This is a genomic window from Flavobacterium sp. GNP010 (assembly GCF_056428945.1).
Map to the genome: position 1 here is coordinate 62,442 of NZ_JBWJVK010000006.1, position 17,861 is coordinate 80,302.

Sequence of the window (17,861 nt, forward strand, 5' to 3'; positions counted from 1 at the left end):
TTTTTTCTTTAAAAACAATAAGATTGCAACGTATAGCGGGAAATAGCTTCAAATAAAAATTCTATTCCTTATTTTTGCAGCTCGTTCTGAATTAATTTCAGAATCTAAAAATAATTTTATGATACAGAATCCAAAAAGATATACGATTACAGCGGCATTGCCGTATACGAACGGACCGATTCACATTGGCCATTTGGCAGGTGTTTACGTGCCTTCGGACATTTATTCAAGATATTTAAGATTGCAAGGAAGAGACGTTTTGTTTGTTTGCGGGAGCGACGAACACGGTGTAGCGATCTCTATGAAAGCCAAAAAAGAAGGCATTACGCCACAGGAAGTAATCGATAAATATGATGGTATTATCCGCAAATCATTCTCTGATTTTGGAATTTCATTTGATAATTACTCTAGAACTTCAGCTAAAATTCATCATGATACTGCTTCGGAATTTTTTAGAAAACTGTATGAACAAGGTGATTTTATTGAAGAAGTAACCGAGCAATTGTATGATGCAAAAGCAGATCAATTCCTTGCAGACCGTTTTGTGGTGGGAACTTGCCCAAAATGTGGCAACGAGGAAGCGTACGGTGACCAATGCGAAAAATGTGGTTCTACGCTGAATGCTACCGATTTGATTAATCCAAAATCGACTATAACAGGAGAAACTCCAATCATGAAAGCGACGAAACACTGGTTTTTGCCTTTGGATCGTTATGAAGATTTCTTGAAAGAATGGATTCTTGTAGGACATAAAAATGACTGGAAACCAAATGTATACGGTCAAGTAAAATCATGGATTGACGGCGGATTAGAGCCTCGTGCGGTAACTCGCGACTTAGATTGGGGAATTGATGTTCCAGTTGAAGGTGCCGAAGGAAAAAAACTATACGTGTGGTTTGATGCACCGATTGGCTATATTTCGGCTACGAAAGAATGGGCTTTGCGCGAAGGAAAAGATTGGGAACCATACTGGAAAGATCAAGAAACAAAACTGGTACATTTCATTGGGAAGGACAATATCGTTTTTCATTGCGTGATTTTTCCAGCGATGTTGAAAGCCGAAGGAAGCTATATTTTGCCTGATAATGTACCTGCCAATGAGTTTTTGAACTTAGAAGGAAATAAATTGTCTACGTCTAAAAACTGGGCGGTTTGGTTGCACGAATACTTGGAAGAATTCCCAAATCAGCAAGATGTTTTGCGTTATGCTTTAACATCGAATGCACCGGAAACTAAGGATAATGATTTTACCTGGAAAGATTTTCAGGCGAGAAATAATAATGAATTGGTTGCGATTTATGGTAATTTCATTAATCGTGTCGTGGTTTTGACTAATAAATATTACAACGGAATTGTACCTCAACCAAACGAACTTTCAGAAGTAGACGAAGCAACTTTAACCGAATTGAAAGCCTATCCAGCAGTGATTTCAAGTTCACTGGAGCGTTACAGATTTCGTGAAGCGTTGAGTGAATTAATGAATGTGGCTCGTTTAGGAAATAAATATTTGGCTGACGAAGAGCCTTGGAAAGTTATCAAAGACAATCCAGAACGCGTGCAAACACAAATGTATGTGGCTCTGCAAATCGCTGGTGCGTTGAGCTCCCTTTGCGAACCTTTCTTGCCTTTTACCGCTAAAAAATTATCAAGAATTTTAAAAATAGAAAGTCCGTTGAACTGGAATACTATTGCTCAAAATTCTGATTTGATTCCGGCTGGTCACCAAATTGGAGAAGCGGAATTGTTGTTTGCCAAAATTGAAGACGAAGAAATTCTAAAACAAATAGACAAACTAGAAGCAACTAAAACGGCTAATACCGCCGAAAACAAAAAAGCTGAACCACAGAAAGAAGCCATTCAATTTGAGGATTTTGCCAAAATGGATATTCGTACAGGAACAATCTTGGAAGCCGAAAAAATGCCGAAAGCAAACAAGCTTTTAATTTTGAAAGTAGACACCGGAATTGATGTTCGCACCATCGTTTCAGGAATTGCAGAGAGTTTTAAACCAGAAGATATTATTGGTAAAAGAGTTACTGTCTTAGTGAATTTGGCTCCAAGAAACCTTCGTGGCGTAGAAAGTCAAGGTATGATTTTGATGACCACAAATGCCGAAGGAAAACTGGTTTTTGTAAATCCAGATACGGATGGCGTTGCCAATGGAGAGACTATAAATTAAGAAAAATCAACCACGAATTCGCTAATTAATACGTACTCCTACTATATTAATTAGCGATTTCGCGGTAAATAAAAAAATATGAGCTTAAAAGTAATTGCTTTCGATGCCGATGATACCTTATGGATCAACGAAACGTATTTTGATGAAACCGAGCAAAAATTCTGTGGTTTGATGGAAGACTATTTGTCCCACCAAGGCATTTCTAAAGAATTATTTAAAGTCGAAATTGACAATTTAAAATTATACGGCTACGGAATCAAAGGCTATATTCTTTCAATGATAGAAGCGGCGATGACTATCTCGAACAATACCATTCCGATTGAAATCATCGAAAAAATTATCCAATACGGAAAAGAATTACTCGAAAAGCCAATTATTTTATTGGATGGTGTCGAAGAAACTTTGGAAGCTTTATACGGAAAATACAAATTAGTGGTTGCCACTAAAGGCGATTTATTAGACCAACGAAGAAAATTACACAATTCGGGTTTGGGTCATTATTTTCACCATATCGAGGTGATGTCAGATAAACAAGAAGTTGATTATTCTGATTTAATTAAACGTCTCGAAATACAACCTGAAGAATTTTTCATGATTGGAAATTCTCTAAAATCAGATGTGTTACCTGTTTTAGCCATTGGCGGACATGCTGTTCATATTCCGTTTCACACGACCTGGGCGCACGAAAAAATTGATCACAAAGTAGAACATGAAAACTTCAGTGCTTTCGAAAAAATAACCGAAGTACTAAAAAAGCTAGAACACTAAAATAGCAACAAAACACAACTCATAAAACAGGTTGATTCCTTGGTAATCGTATGCCTAAACACGTCATAACAAACCATTTTTCACTCTATTTATTCCCTATTTATTTATAAAAACTAAATTGCGAGCGTTATAAAAGCTCATTCAGCTTGGTTTTTTAACATTATTTATATGATACTTTTAAAAAAGCACATTTACAAGGAACAAATTTCTACTTATTTACAAGATTATTAGGAATGTTTGTATAATTAACTGATGTTATATTTTAAACAAAAAAAGTGATGTAAATTTGCTATGAATTTAAATAAAAAAATAATGAGAAAAATCATTCTTACGTTCGTTTTTGCATCTACATTAACAACAATGAGTGCACAAACAGAGACTACACAAACTAAAGAGGTTGCTGTAGAAAATAATTATAACAAATGGTCTATTGAATTAGCTGGAGGTTTAAACAAACCGATGAGACCTATGACTGCTGGATATAGAACTGCTGTTACTAGTGCTTATGTAGCTGATTTAGGTGTACGTTATATGTTCAATAACAAATTTGGTTTGAAAGCTGATTTTGGATATAACAGTTTTAAAGAAGGTGAAAATTCAATAGGATTTGATTCTCAATACTACAGAGCTGACTTACAAGCAGTTGCTAACTTAGGAAGAATCATGAGCTTTGAAACTTGGACAAACACTCTTGGTTTATTAGGTCATGCTGGTTTTGGATTAGGTTTTGGTGAATCTGATAACTTTTCAGGAACTGATAGAATGGGTAATTTTATTGCTGGTGTTACTGGTCAAATTAAATTATCTAATAGAATTGCATTGACTGGAGATTTTACAACAATTCTTAATGCAAAACAAAACCGTACTTTTGATGGTGCAAGCACAATAGGATCTCCTGGTTTTGGTGGTGTACTTTTTAATGGTACAGTAGGTTTAACTGTTTACTTAGGTGGTAATGAAAAACATGCTGACTGGGTAATTGATAATTACAGCGAAATCGAAAACTTGAGACAACGTATTGCTGATATTGAAACATCAATGTTGGATACTGACAAAGATGGTGTTGCTGATTACCTAGATCAAGAGCCTAACACTATCGGTGGTGTAATGGTTGACTCAAAAGGTAAATCTATTGATTTGAACAACAATAATGTTCCTGACGAATTAGAAAGCTATTTGCTTAAGACTTACGGACAAAATTCTGATAAATCATCTATCGTAAACAATAGTACATTAATCAAAAACTTAATCAACGAAGGGTATGTAAGTACTTATTTTGATTTCAATAAATCTACTCCAACTAATGTATCTACTGAAGGAATCGATTTTATCTTGACTTATTTAAGAAACAATCCTTCTGCATCAGTTGATATTATTGGTCATGCTGACGAATTAGGAAGATCAGAATACAATGATAAATTGTCTACAGCTAGAGCAAACAGTGTGAAAGAAACTTTAATTAAAGCAAATATTAGTGCTTCAAGATTAAACGTTATTGCAGCTGGTGAAGATTCTTCAGTTGAAAAAGATTCAGATGCAGCTAGAAAATTAGTAAGAAGAGTTACTTTCAGAATAAAATAAGCTCCTTATTTCATAATACAAAGCCCTAAAAGAAATTTCTTTTAGGGCTTTTTTATGTCTTTTTAATTTTAGTCTACTGCAATTTTAATCGCTTAGATTTAATAAAAGTTCCTTTAAATTGAATTTTAGATTTCAAAGATTAGAAGTACTTTTGAAAAAAATAAAATCATCCCATTTTGAAAACCCTTTTAGACATTGAAAACTGGTCCAGAAAAGAACATTTTCATTTTTTTAGACAATTTGAAGAACCATTTTTTGGCGCAACCGTAGAGATCGATTGTACTCAAGCTTATGCTATTGCAAAGTCACTGAACACTTCATTTTTCATCTATTATTTACATAAAACATTAGTAGCGGTTAATGCTACCGAATCTTTTCGCTATAGAATTTCGGGAGATCAAATATTTGTTTGTAAACAAATTAATGCATCGGCAACAATAAGTCGTAGCGACGGTAGTTTCGGATTTTCTTTAATCGAATTCAACCCTGATTTTGAAATTTTTACTGCAAATGCCTTAGCAGAAATAGAAAGAATACAAACTACGACCGGATTATTTACCCGAACTTTTGAGGATGACAATGTGATCCATTTTTCGGCTATTCCCTGGCTCGATTTTACTTCCTTGTCACATGCCAGAAGCTATACTTTTCCCGATAGTTGTCCTAAAATCTCTTTTGGAAAAATGAAAATTAATGAAAACGGAAAAAGAACCATGACCATGTCAATTCACGTTCATCATGGACTAGTCGATGGCCTGCATTTGGGACAATTTGTCGATTATTTTCAAGAAATAATGAATCAATAAAACACGAGACTCTTTCAGAATAGCATTTTGCTTTACTTATCTTCTACTTCTGTTGAAGAACCACTAGCTCAAAAAATATTTATGTTTCCAATAGCATTTCATCCTATTTATCAGCATCCGTTGCCCGAGGGACATCGTTTTCCTATGCTCAAATATGAATTGCTCCCCCAGCAATTAGTTCATGAAGGAACTGCTTCTGTAGCTGATTTTTACGAACCTGAAATGTGTGATTTAGCTCCCGTTTTAGCTATTCATACCACTAAATATGTGAATGATTTACTGCAACTCACATTAGATAAAAAAGCTGCACGCAAAATTGGTTTTCCTCTTTCAAAAGAATTGGTAGAACGAGAATTGATAATTGCGCAAGGAACCATTATAGGCGCACAAAAATCATTCGATACCAAAGTGTCGTTCAATATCGCAGGCGGCACACATCATGCCTTTACAGATCACGGAGAAGCTTTTTGCTTATTGAATGATCAAGCCATTGCTGCTCAATTTTTATTGAATCATAAATTGGCTAAAAAAATAGTAATCATCGATTTAGACGTGCATCAAGGAAATGGAACGGCTGAAATTTTTCAAAACAATCCAAATGTGTTTACGTTTTCTACGCATGGTAAAACCAATTATCCGTTCAAAAAAGAAATTTCTGATCTAGACATCGCCTTTGATGATGGAACAACTGATGATGCGTTTCTAAAAACTATTGGTGCTATAATTCCAAAATTAATCGAAACACAAAAACCTGATTTCATCTTTTATTTAGCAGGAGTTGATATTTTAGCTTCAGATAAGTTAGGAAAATTAGGTTGCTCACTGGATGGTTGTAAAAAAAGAGATGAATTGGTTTTTGAGCTTTGTGCAAAACATCAAATTCCCGTACAAGTTTCTATGGGTGGTGGGTACTCGCCAGATATCAAAACAATTATCGAGGCGCATGCCAATACGTATAGAGTTGCAAAAAGTATTTTCTAAATTATTTCAATACTTGGATACTTGCGCTCAAATTCACGAAAATGTCTTGCTGTGCAATAAAAAAAAGGCACGAACTCCTTATGAAGAATTTCGTGCCTTTTTAATCTCATTCTTATTTACTTAAAAGCAATACCTCATTAGCAACAATTTCGGTCACATAGCGCTTTTCACCGTTTTTATCGTCGTAACTTCTGTGCGTTAACTTGCCTTCTATTCCTATCTCTTTTCCTTTCACAACATATTTTTCAATAATATCAGCTGTTTTTCCCCAAGCCGTAACACGATGCCATTCGGTTTGCTCCACTTTATCACCGTTCTCTTTATAATAGACATCATTTGTGGCGATGCTTACGGTGGCTAATTTTTTACCTCCGTCTAATGTTTTTACTTCTGGATCTTGACCTACTCTTCCGATTAATTGTACTCTGTTTTTCATGGCGTGTAAATTTAAATATTAGTGTTTATAGTTATCGTGTTAAATCGTTCATTCGAATCAACAGGGCAAAGATGCGACAGGTTCAAAACTGTATGCGGTTACTAACTACTTACTTTCGGTTGTAACTATTTGTAACCGTTTGTAAATGGCTAAAAAATAATTATATTTGTTGAAAATCAAATTATTATGCAAGCCAAAATAAACAAAGTAGAACTACGAAATCTAGAGTTTGACGACTACAAAGAACTTAAAAACTCAATGGTAGAGTCGTATCCTGAAATGGTAGGTTCTTACTGGAGAGAACATCATATCGAAAAATTACTTAGCCTTTTTCCTGAAGGTCAACTAGTAATTTTAGTAGATGGAAAAGTTGTTGGCTCTGCATTATCGCTAATTGTTGATGAAAGTTTAGTAGATAAAAACCATAATTACTCGGATATTACTGGGAAATATACCTTTTCGACCCACAATCAAAAAGGGGATGTCTTGTACGGAATTGATATTTTTATACACCCCAATTACCGTGGACTGCGCTTAGGCCGCAGATTGTATGATGCTCGAAAAGAGTTGTGTGAACAATTGAACCTCAAAGCCATTGTATTTGCAGGAAGGATCCCTAATTACGGCAAGCACTCTGCTGCGCTAACTCCAAAAAATTATATCGAAAAAGTAAAAAGAAAAGAGTTGCATGACTCTGTTCTTTCTTTTCAGTTGAGTAACGATTTCCACGTCATCCGAGTAATGAAAAATTACCTAGAAGGCGATATGGATTCAAAAGAATTTGCTGTTTTATTGGAATGGAATAATATTTATTACGACGAAAGTCCAAAATTAATTAACCTCGCAAAAAGTGTTATTCGATTAGGACTAGTCCAGTGGCAAATGCGTCAATTGAATAATCTAGATGCTTTATTTGAACAATGCGAGTTTTTTATTGATGTAGTTTCGGGCTACGGATGTGATTTTGCCTTATTTCCAGAGCTTTTCACTGCTCCGCTTATGGCTGATTACAACCATTTATCTGAAGCTGAGGCAATCCGAGAACTGGCACGACATACAGACCCTATTCACAAACGATTTAAGGAATTAGCCATTTCTTACAACATCAATATCATTACAGGAAGTATGCCTTTCCTAGAAAATGGTACGTTATACAATGTGGGTTTCTTGTGTAAAAGAGATGGAACTTCAGAGATGTATGCTAAAATTCACGTTACTCCAAACGAAGTGCAACATTGGGGAATGACCGGTGGATCGCAAATTAAAACATTTGATACCGATTGTGGGAAAATAGGAATTATGATTTGTTATGACGTCGAATTTCCAGAACTATCTCGATTATTAGCAGATGAAGGCATGAATATATTATTTGTACCTTTTCTAACAGATACACAAAACGCCTATACTAGAGTGAAACATTGCGCGCAAGCTAGAGCCATCGAAAACGAATGTTATGTAGCAATTGCAGGCTGTGTGGGGAATCTTCCTAAAGTAAACAACATGGACATTCAATATGCACAATCAGCTGTGTTTACTCCATCAGATTTTGCTTTTCCTAGTAACGGAATCAAAGCCGAAGCCACTCCAAATACTGAAATGACGCTTATTGTAGATGTCGATTTAGACTTACTAAAAGAATTGCATGAGCACGGAAGTGTCCGCATCCTTAAAGATCGCAGAACTGATTTGTACGATATCAAAAAAATTTTATAAATAGTAAATAATCAAAGCTTATTAAATGGATAATAAAATACTATTAAAAAAAATCGCGCTATTTGTTTTTCTAATACCATTGTGTTCTTTTTCGCAAAACAGCAGCAACTCACTTAACGAAGCACTTTTAGATCCTTTAAAATGCGAAAAATTATATATAACACAAAACGAATTTTTAAAGATTGATGAAAAAATTGGTCAATTGATTAACTTAAAAGAACTAATAATAATTGACTCCAAAATAATAAAACTACCTTCAAATATTAATAAACTTAGAAAATTAGAAAAATTAAGAATTCAGGACTGCGTAAATTTTAAGTTTCATATAACTGATTTAGACAGTTTAAATTCATTAAAAAAGTTATTACTATATAAGAACAATTTATCAGAATTACCAAATTTAAAAAACTTGGTAAATCTAAAAGAACTAGATATAATGGATAATAAAATAGAGGAATTTCCAAAAGAACTCTCAAGCAATAGTCTAGAAAAATTGTGGCTAGCCGGCAATAAAATTAAAAATATGGATAGTTTAAAATTATTAAAAAATCTAAAAACCTTAGATATTCGTAATAATGGATTAAAAACTATTCCAAAAGCTTTAAAAAAACTGCAACATCTGTCTTATTTGGATGTCTCAAACAATCCAATATCGAATATTCCTACTTGGATCGGAAATTTTAAAGAACTCAGGATGTTACTGATGACGAGAACCAACCTTGCTAAAATACCGAATAATTTAGGAAATCTTACTAATTTAAAATGGTTAGAATTGCAAAATAATAAAATCAAAAAAATTCCAAAAACTTTTTCGTATTTAAAAAACTTATATTTATTAGACATTGGAAACAATCAATTGAATAGGATACCATCATGCGTAAATAAAATGAACTCGTTATCAAAATTTGTAGCTGATAATAATAAAATAGAAGAATTGCCTGTTGGTATTTGTGAATTAAAAAATATCGAAGAATTAAATTTTAATTATAACCAACTAAATACGTTACCTGAAAACATTTTTAAAAATAATACATTGAAACATCTTAAAGTAGAAAATAATAATTTAAGAGAGATCCCCCTAAATTTTATAGATAATAACAATTACAGAGTGATTGATGCTAGGGAAAATCCAATAAAAAAAGAAAACATGATACTACTAAAAAAGATAAACAATAAAGATAAAAATTTATATATACACGTTGATTAGAAAAAAATAAATCCATGAATAAAACCTGTTTAGAATGTGGAGAAAAAATTGTAGGTCGTGAGGACAAAAAATTCTGTAGTGACGGCTGTCGCAACGCTTACAACAATAAAATAAATAAAGATAGTACTAATTTTATGCGCAACATCAACAACAAGTTGCGCAAAAATTACCGCATTCTATCCGAACTAAATGTAGAAGGAAAATCTAAAACCACTCGGGCTAAACTCCTAAGCAAAGGTTTTGATTTTGATTTTTTTACCAATATTTTAAAAACCAAAACAGGAAATACCTATTATTTCCTCTACGACCAGGGCTACATGGTTTTAGATAATGATTACTATATGCTAGTCAAAAAAGACATTTAAATACCACAACCCCAAAACTAACCAACCAAAATGAAAAAAGATTATTCCCCAATTTTTTCAAGTCTATTCATCCTAGTAATTTTAGGATTAATTTACTTTACTATGATGCCCCATTGGACTTCAGATGAAGCTGTTCCTCCTGCAGAATTTTCTACCAAACGTGCCTTAATTCAAGTGGAAGCTATTTCAAAAAAACCGCATTATGTAGGTTCACAAGAACACGAAGTGGTAGCTAATTATCTTATAAAAGAACTGAATAAATTAGGTTTGGAGACCACAGTTCAGCAAGGGTATACGCTGAGCGATTGGGGAAATCTCGTGCAATCAAAAAACATTCTGGCACGAATAAAAGGAACTAATACTGAAAAAGCCTTACTACTGCTTTCGCATTATGATAGCGCACCACACTCCTACTCTAAAGGAGCGAGCGATGCAGGCTCTGGAGTAGCGACTATTCTCGAGAGTGTTCGGGCTTTTTTATATGCTAAAACACCGCATAAAAACGATATTATCATTCTGTTTTCGGATGCTGAAGAACTAGGGTTAAACGGAGCTGCACTTTTTGTAACGCAGCATCAGTGGGCAAAGGAAGTAGGTTTAGTGCTGAACTTTGAGGCGCGTGGTTCTTCTGGACCCAGTTATATGCTGATGGAAACCAATGCAGGAAATGCAGGATTAGTAAAAGAATTTGCAGCTGCAAATGCCACTTTTCCAGTATCAAACTCCTTGATGTACAGCATTTATAAAATGCTACCTAATGATACTGACTTGACTGTTTTTAGAGAGCAAGGCAATATTCAGGGTTACAATTTTGCTTTTATTGACGATCATTACAATTACCACACGGCACAAGATGACAGCAACCATTTAGATAAAAATACACTAGCACATCAAGGTTCTTATTTGATGCCGTTATTAAAATATTTCTCAAATGCTGATTTAACCACTACTAAAGCTAACGAAGATTACATCTATTTCACCATACCTTTTACGTTCATCAGTTATCCTTTTAGTTGGATTATACCCATGATGGCAGTGGCAATAGTACTGTTTATCTTCCTCTTATTTTTAGGAAAAGCCAAACGTATTTTATCATTCCGCGAAATCCTAAGCGGTTTCATACCGTTTATAGGAGCCTTACTAGTTGCCGGATCACTTACCTTTTTCGGTTGGAAAGGACTATTGGCCGTTTATCCGCAATACAACGATTTACTTAATGGATTTACATACAATGGACACGCTTACATCGCTGCATTTGTGTTGCTCTCTTTAGCGATTTGTTTTCTTTTTTACAATCGATTCTCGGCAAAGAAAGTTACTATGAATCACTATGTAGCACCAATGTTTTTGTGGATACTGATTAATGGAGCTATTGCCTTTCGTTTGCAAGGAGCAGGATTTTTAATAATTCCCGTTTTCTTAGCCCTATTTATTTTTGGCGTTTTTATTGTAACACAAAGATCCAATAAAATCCTAAATCTCATTTGTAGCATTCCCGCTTTGATTATCATAGTTCCGTTTATCCAGATGTTTCCCGTAGGATTGGGATTAAAAGTACTGTTTGGAAGTGCGATTCTCACTGTTTTGACTTTCGGATTATTGTTGCCTGTTTTTGGGGCTTTCGCCAAAAAGGGAATGTGGTCGGTACTATTTTTTGTACTAGCTATTTGCTTCTTTGCAAAAGCACATTCAGAATCCGGCTATGAGTATGGAAAAGCCAAATCCAACAGTTTATTGTATCTCTATAACGCTGACACAGGCAAAGCCAATTGGGCTACCTATGACAAAAATCTCGATTCGTGGACTAAAGGTTACCTAGGTGAAAATCCAAAAGATGCTGCGGATTTAAATGAATATCCACTGTTTAGTAAATATAATTCTGGATTTACCTATGCTAACCCAGCACCGAAAAAAAATCTTGCAACACCAACTATAGCATTCCTTGAAGATCGTGTAGAAGGAAATAAAAGATATTTGAAAATAAGAATTACCCCAAATAGAACCGTAAATCGATATGATATTTTTGCCAATGAAAAAATGGCTATCCACGATTTTATTGCTAATGGTGCGACTACATTAGGCCAAAAAAATTCTTTGTATGAACGCAAGGGCAAAAAAATAGTGAGTTATTATGTGGTGAAGAATGCTCCTTTAGAAATACAATTTAACATCAATATTGCTACCGTTTTGGATATGGAATTAATGGAAAGTTCGTTCGATTTAATGACAAATCCCTTGTTTAAAATAGAAAAAAGAGAAAACTGGATGATGCCAACTCCTTTTGTATTGAACGATGCAGTTGTTATTAGACAAAAAATAAAAGCAAGTCCTGTTGTCATTCCAGTTGTAGAAAAATGGATCCCAAACCAAGTTCAAAAATTCCAAAAAACCACAATAGCTGATAGCTTAAAAACCGAATAATAAACACATAATGACAAAAATTAGCATTTTAGGTTGTGGTTGGTTGGGCTTGCCTTTGGCGAAAGCCTTAGTGAAAAATGAGTATTTAGTCTCCGGATCGACTACTTCTATAGAAAAAATAGCGGTATTAGAAAATGCAGGAATTGAACCTTTTTTAATTGTACTTTCAGAAAATAAAACCATTGGAAACCTAACTGAATTTCTCGCAGATTCTGAGATTCTAATTATCGATGTACCACCAAAACTTCGTGGCTCAGAAACGGAAAACTTTGTTTCTAAGATTAGAAATATCATTCCGTTTATAGAAAAATCAGCTGTTCAAAAAGTGCTTTTCATCAGTTCAACCTCTGTTTATAATGATGTCGATGTGTATGTTACTGAAGAGACAATTGCCAAACCTGCTACTGAAAGCGGCAAACAATTACTGGAAACGGAACAACTATTGCAAAGCAATATCAATTTTAAAACGACAATACTTCGTTTTGGTGGGCTAATTGGCGAGGATCGTCATCCCGTAAAATTCCTAGCAGGTCGCGAAAATCTAGAAAATCCTAATGCGCCCATAAACTTAATTCATCAAGAAGACTGCATAGGAATAATAAACGCTATTTTGTCACAACAGGTTTGGGGCGAAACTTTAAATGCAGTTACACCGTATCATCCTACTAGAGCGGAATATTACACTCAAAAGGCTGTCGAATTGAATTTGGCCTTACCCAAATTCACCACTGATAGCAATTCTAATCGAAAAATAATTTTAAGCGATTATCTAGAAACCGTTTTAAAGTATACTTTTACACAACCAAATTTGTAATGTGAGAACTAAAATTAAAAATGCCATTTCGTCAAGAATTAGTGCAATTGGGCTGCCTATTTTGGCTTTGTGCTGGATTAGTTTTTTTTGGGGAACTACCTGGATTGCTTCAAAGGAGGGCGTAAAACACATGCCTGCTCTACAACTGGCAGCTATTAGACAATTCATCGGTGGTTTTATTTATATTGCCTTTTTCTTATTCAAAAAAACACCTTGGCCCAAAGGGAAACAATGGAAAACCATTTTTATTCTGAGTATCGTTAATTTTGTTTTAAGCAACGGCCTCAGTACTTGGGGCGTAAAATACATCAGCAGTGGGCTGGGTGCTATAATTGGTGCTATTGTTCCTTTGTGGATCGTTATAATTACTTTTTTTAGAGGAGAGCGATTGGCGCGATTAACGGTTATGGGTTTAATTGTGAGTTTTGGAGGTATATGTGTGATTTTTTACGATCATTTGAGTGATTTTATGATTCCTGATTTTAGATTCGGCATTATTTTGTCCTTAATAGCAACGCTAACTTGGGCATTTGGTTCTTTATACACCAAGAAAAAAGCGGCTAGTTTTAATCCCTATTTTAGTTTGGGATTACAAATGTTTATATCCAGTATTTTACTTTTTGCCTATAATGGAGCAACAGGAACATCGGTGAGTTTGACTGCGATTCCAGCAATTTCCTGGTGGTCGATAGCGTATTTAGTTGTTTTTGGTTCTGTACTTACTTTTATTGCCTTTATTTATACACTGCAAAATCTTCCCGCCGAAATTAGTAGTGTTTATGCGTATATTAATCCTATTATTGCTGTTTTACTTGGTGCCGCAATCTTTGGCGAAACACTAAATGCTGCTATAGCCATTGGTGGCGGCGTTACTTTATTTGGCTTATACTTGGTTAATTACTCTTTACGAAAAGCACGCACAAAGGAGTAAAAGGATCAAATATTTTCAACTCATGTACTAAATTTAGAAGCAGACTTTTTTTCTCACAAGCTATATCGTCCTGCTGTACGCTACAATCTCCTGTGCCATCCCGAAGTTTCGGGACTGGCACAGGAGGATTTCCACTCCCATCAGGGCTATAGAGAACTTGTAGGTTTTCATTACAAAAGTAAACTCAAGCGCCTCACTAGTGCACGATACAAATTCCAATAAAGTAAATCTTTAGTTACAAAAGCGGATACACCTAACAGGTTTTTGAAACGGGTTAGGTGTTTACTATTAATTAAAAAGAGTTGTAGTGGTCACATCGAGCGCAATCGAAATGGGTATTGGTTCTCGACTGCGTTCGATGTGACATTGCCTAACCCGTCTATAGAAACGGGTTAGGTGTTTACAAATCCTATTTACTGATTTTGTAATGAAAATAAAACGAACTCCAGTAGCCCCGATGGAAGCGGCATCTCCCGATTTAGAAAAACAAGGCTTTTTTGCCGTAGTTTTTATTTATCGGGAATACAGCGTACAGCGGGACGACTCGTGTGCGGTGCAAAAAAGTGCTGCTCCTAAAAAACAACATCCTTCAACACAGTAAAATTTGACTTTACTCCATAAAAAAACCCATTCGCCTTAACGAATGGGTTTTACATTTACAAAATACTGTATTACCAGATTCTCACACGTTTTTCAGGTACAATGAACATACCATCATTTTCTTTGATATCAAAAGCTTGATAAAAAGTATCGATGTTTTGCAAAGGCACATACGCACGGTACATTCCTGGCGAGTGCGGATCGGTTTTTACTTGGTTTTTCAAGGCTTCATCACGCATTTTTGAACGCCAGATGGTTGACCAAGAAATGAAGAAACGCTGCTCAGGCGTGTATCCGTCAATCAAGCCTGGATTTCCGTTTTCTTTCAAGTACAATTGTAAACCGTCATAAGCAGCATTTACACCACCTAAATCACCTATGTTTTCACCCAAGGTAAATTTACCATCTACAAAAGTCCCAGGCAATGGCTCAAGAGCGCTGTATTGTGCAGCTAATGCTCCAGTTAATGCAGAAAATTGTTTCAAATCTTCGGCAGTCCACCAGTCTACTAAATTTCCGTCAGCATTGTAACGCGATCCTGAGTCGTCAAAACCGTGTGAAATTTCGTGACCGATAACGCCACCAATTCCGCCATAATTTACAGCTTCGTCAGCTTGATAGTTATAAAAAGGTGGTTGTAGTATAGCTGCTGGGAATACAATCTCATTGTTTGATGGGTTGTAATAAGCATTAACCGTTTGCGGAGACATACCCCAACGTTCTTTGTCTACTGGTTTGTTCAACTCACCAATATTTTCTTCAAAACGCCATTTGGCCATGCTCAATGCATTTGTAAAATAGCTCCCTCCTTCTTGTGGACTTTTGATTGTCAAGGCAGAATAGTCTTTCCACTTGTCAGGATACCCAATTTTTATTCTGGATTTGTTCAATTTAGCCAATGCACTTACCTTAGTTTCAGCAGACATCCAAGACAAATTGTTAATTCTATTTTCGAAAGCTAAGAAGATGTTTTTGATCATTTTTTCTGCTTTGGCTTTGGCCTCAGCCGGAAATTTTTTCTCTACGTATAATTTTCCTAAAGCTTCTCCAACCGTTCCATTGATCGTTTGAAGTGCTCTTTCGTCACGAGGTCTTTGGCTTACCGCACCCGTTAAGGTTTTTCCGTAAAACTCAAAGTTTGCATTTTCAATATCTGTAGACAATTGGCTTGATGCTCTGTTTAATAAACTCCAACGCATGTAAGCTTTCCACTGGTCAACTTTGTTTTCTTTCAACATAGTTTCAAGCGCCACCATGTATTTAGGTTGTGATACAATTACAGTATCTACTTTCGCCAAACCAATTTTAGTAAAATAGGTGTTCCAGTTGATCGATGGCGTTAATTTACTCAACTCAGCCAAAGTCATTGGGTTGTATGACTTCCGACGGTCTCTGCGCTCTACTCTGTCTAATCTTGGTTTAGACATTGCAATTTCAAGGGCTAAAATTTTCTCTGCATTTGCTTGTGCTACGGCTGGCTTATCGCCAAGATATTGTAGCATTTTCGCAACGTGAAGTACATATTTCGCACGTTTTTCTTTAGAATCAGCATCTTCAGAAACGTAATAATCTCTGTCTGGCAAACCTACGCCTCCGGGACCTACATTAATTACATTTCGGCTGCTGTTTTTAGCATCAGTACCTACGCCAGCACCCATAAATCCAATTCCGCCAATAGGTTCCATTTCGATCAATAAAGCTTCAAGATCTTTAGCATTCTTAACTGCATCAATTTTTTTAAGGAAAGGTTTCAATGGCGCAATTCCCATTTTGTTACGACCAACTGTGTCTAAAATCGACTTGTATAAATTGATCGCTTTTCCTTGATCTGTATTTGATTTATAAGTTGGGTTTGTAGCCGCTTCTTTTAAAATAGCAAGCGCATCAGCATCTGTTCTTTGACGTAATTCATCAAAACTTCCCCAACGGGTTCTATCAGCAGGAATGGCGGTGTTGTCTAACCAAGTTCCGTTTACATACCGGAAAAAATCGTTACTTGGTTTTACATTTTTATCCATGTAATTTACATTGATTCCCGGTTCTTTAGCTGCCGGAGCATTCTGAGCTTGACTCACCGCAAAACCCATAATTGCAGGAATCACAAAAAACAATTGCTTGTTGCTAGTTTTTTTCATTTCTTTTAGTTTTTTAGTTATCTTAACAAGGCTATTAATAAATAATTTGATTTAAGTTAAAATCTATTTTTTAGGAATACCCTCTTTTAGACTAAAAAACTTCCTAAAGGTTTAATGTTAAATGTTTCAATCACGAGCTACTTATTTCAAGGAGTTTGGTACACTAAGTTTGTGTTAATTTGAATAAAAACAAAACCCGATTTCGTATTTTTGCATCAAAATAACACTATGTCCGATTTTCTAAAAAAATACCGTCTCTTTTTTGGAGTTTTTATTGTGCTTTCAGCAATCATATTAACTTTATTTTACTCGGCTTTAAAGCCAAAAAAAACACTGCCTATTTACAATCCAGCAGATGTAAACCCAGAATTAGTGGATAGCACCGTGCAATACATCAGTAAATACCACACGATTGCTGATTTTTCATTTACCAATCAAAACGGGAAAACCATCACCCAGAAAGATTACGAAGGTAAAATATATGTTGCTGATTTTTTCTTTACAACGTGTGGTTCTATTTGTCCAAAAATGACAACCAATCTATCCGATGTTCAAAAAGCGTTCGCCAATAATCCAAAAGTGAAATTGCTGTCTTTCACCGTTTTTCCAGAGACTGATAGTGTTCCCGTTTTGAAGGCTTACGCCAAAAAAAATCAGGTAAATGATGCCAAATGGAATTTAGTCACTGGAGACAAAAAAGAGATATACACGCTGTCCAGAAAATCCTACTTGGCTGTAAAATTGGGCAAGCCAAGTGAATTATACGATATGGTGCATACCGAAAATTTTGTTTTGGTCGACACCAAAAAAAGAGTTCGTGGCTTTTATGACGGAACAAACAAAGAAGACATCAAACGACTTATCGAAGACATTACTTTTTTAAGTACAAATTAAAAACTTGAAATGACTTTTTTAATGGCTTAC

General features: G+C 35.2%; 15 protein-coding genes. 13 read left to right on the forward strand and 2 right to left on the reverse strand.

Features of this window, described 5'->3' with window-relative positions; genetic code table 11:
• The first annotated feature begins 118 nt into the window (after positions 1-118).
• The 5 genes from metG to AC061C_RS03650 all read left to right on the forward strand — a co-directional run bounded on the left by metG (position 119) and on the right by AC061C_RS03650 (position 6,315).
• A complete protein-coding gene (gene metG / locus AC061C_RS03630) occupies positions 119-2,179 on the forward strand; it encodes a methionine--tRNA ligase (RefSeq protein ID WP_478290076.1) in 2,061 nt (686 codons plus the stop codon).
• 78 nt (positions 2,180-2,257) lie between these two features.
• Entirely contained in the window at positions 2,258-2,947 is a 690-nt protein-coding gene (locus AC061C_RS03635) for an HAD family hydrolase (RefSeq protein WP_478290077.1), read from the forward strand.
• Positions 2,948-3,259: 312 nt separating this feature from the next.
• Positions 3,260-4,528 (forward strand): OmpA family protein, encoded by a 1,269-nt coding sequence (locus tag AC061C_RS03640; RefSeq protein ID WP_478290078.1) that lies wholly within the window; start codon positions 3,260-3,262, stop codon positions 4,526-4,528.
• Positions 4,529-4,704: 176 nt separating this feature from the next.
• Positions 4,705-5,334, forward strand: a complete 630-nt coding sequence (locus AC061C_RS03645) for a CatA-like O-acetyltransferase (protein WP_478290079.1) — start codon at positions 4,705-4,707, stop codon at positions 5,332-5,334.
• A gap of 81 nt (positions 5,335-5,415) precedes the next feature.
• Entirely contained in the window at positions 5,416-6,315 is a 900-nt protein-coding gene (locus AC061C_RS03650) for a histone deacetylase family protein (RefSeq protein WP_478290080.1), read from the forward strand.
• Between the two features lie 112 nt (positions 6,316-6,427).
• Here the strand turns inward: AC061C_RS03650 and AC061C_RS03655 are convergent, their stop codons facing one another.
• Positions 6,428-6,751 (reverse strand): single-stranded DNA-binding protein, encoded by a 324-nt coding sequence (locus AC061C_RS03655; RefSeq protein ID WP_309757729.1) that lies wholly within the window; start codon positions 6,749-6,751, stop codon positions 6,428-6,430.
• A gap of 186 nt (positions 6,752-6,937) precedes the next feature.
• Between AC061C_RS03655 and AC061C_RS03660 the strand changes: the two genes are divergently transcribed.
• From AC061C_RS03660 to AC061C_RS03690, 7 genes are all read left to right on the forward strand, one after another.
• On the forward strand, positions 6,938-8,464 hold the full coding sequence (locus AC061C_RS03660) for a GNAT family N-acetyltransferase (RefSeq protein ID WP_478290081.1): 1,527 nt from the start codon (positions 6,938-6,940) through the stop codon (positions 8,462-8,464).
• A gap of 25 nt (positions 8,465-8,489) precedes the next feature.
• Positions 8,490-9,671, forward strand: coding sequence for a leucine-rich repeat domain-containing protein (locus AC061C_RS03665; protein ID WP_478290082.1), 1,182 nt, complete (start codon positions 8,490-8,492; stop codon positions 9,669-9,671).
• A 14-nt stretch (positions 9,672-9,685) separates the two neighbouring features.
• Positions 9,686-10,036: a hypothetical protein gene (locus AC061C_RS03670; RefSeq protein WP_309757735.1), complete on the forward strand. Its 351-nt coding sequence runs from the start codon at positions 9,686-9,688 to the stop codon at positions 10,034-10,036.
• A 30-nt stretch (positions 10,037-10,066) separates the two neighbouring features.
• Positions 10,067-12,457, forward strand: a complete 2,391-nt coding sequence (locus AC061C_RS03675) for a M28 family peptidase (RefSeq protein WP_478290083.1) — start codon at positions 10,067-10,069, stop codon at positions 12,455-12,457.
• 10 nt (positions 12,458-12,467) lie between these two features.
• Positions 12,468-13,271, forward strand: a complete 804-nt coding sequence (locus tag AC061C_RS03680; protein WP_478290084.1) for an SDR family oxidoreductase — start codon at positions 12,468-12,470, stop codon at positions 13,269-13,271.
• A 1-nt stretch (position 13,272) separates the two neighbouring features.
• A complete protein-coding gene (locus AC061C_RS03685) occupies positions 13,273-14,202 on the forward strand; it encodes a DMT family transporter (protein WP_478290085.1) in 930 nt (309 codons plus the stop codon).
• Between the two features lie 427 nt (positions 14,203-14,629).
• Positions 14,630-14,803, forward strand: coding sequence for a hypothetical protein (locus AC061C_RS03690; RefSeq protein WP_478290086.1), 174 nt, complete (start codon positions 14,630-14,632; stop codon positions 14,801-14,803).
• A gap of 70 nt (positions 14,804-14,873) precedes the next feature.
• Here AC061C_RS03690 and AC061C_RS03695 read toward each other — a convergent pair whose 3' ends face one another.
• Positions 14,874-16,937: a M13 family metallopeptidase gene (locus AC061C_RS03695; protein ID WP_478290087.1), complete on the reverse strand. Its 2,064-nt coding sequence runs from the start codon at positions 16,935-16,937 to the stop codon at positions 14,874-14,876.
• A 228-nt stretch (positions 16,938-17,165) separates the two neighbouring features.
• Between AC061C_RS03695 and AC061C_RS03700 the strand changes: the two genes are divergently transcribed.
• Positions 17,166-17,831 (forward strand): SCO family protein, encoded by a 666-nt coding sequence (locus tag AC061C_RS03700; RefSeq protein WP_478290088.1) that lies wholly within the window; start codon positions 17,166-17,168, stop codon positions 17,829-17,831.
• Positions 17,832-17,861: the final 30 nt, after the last annotated feature.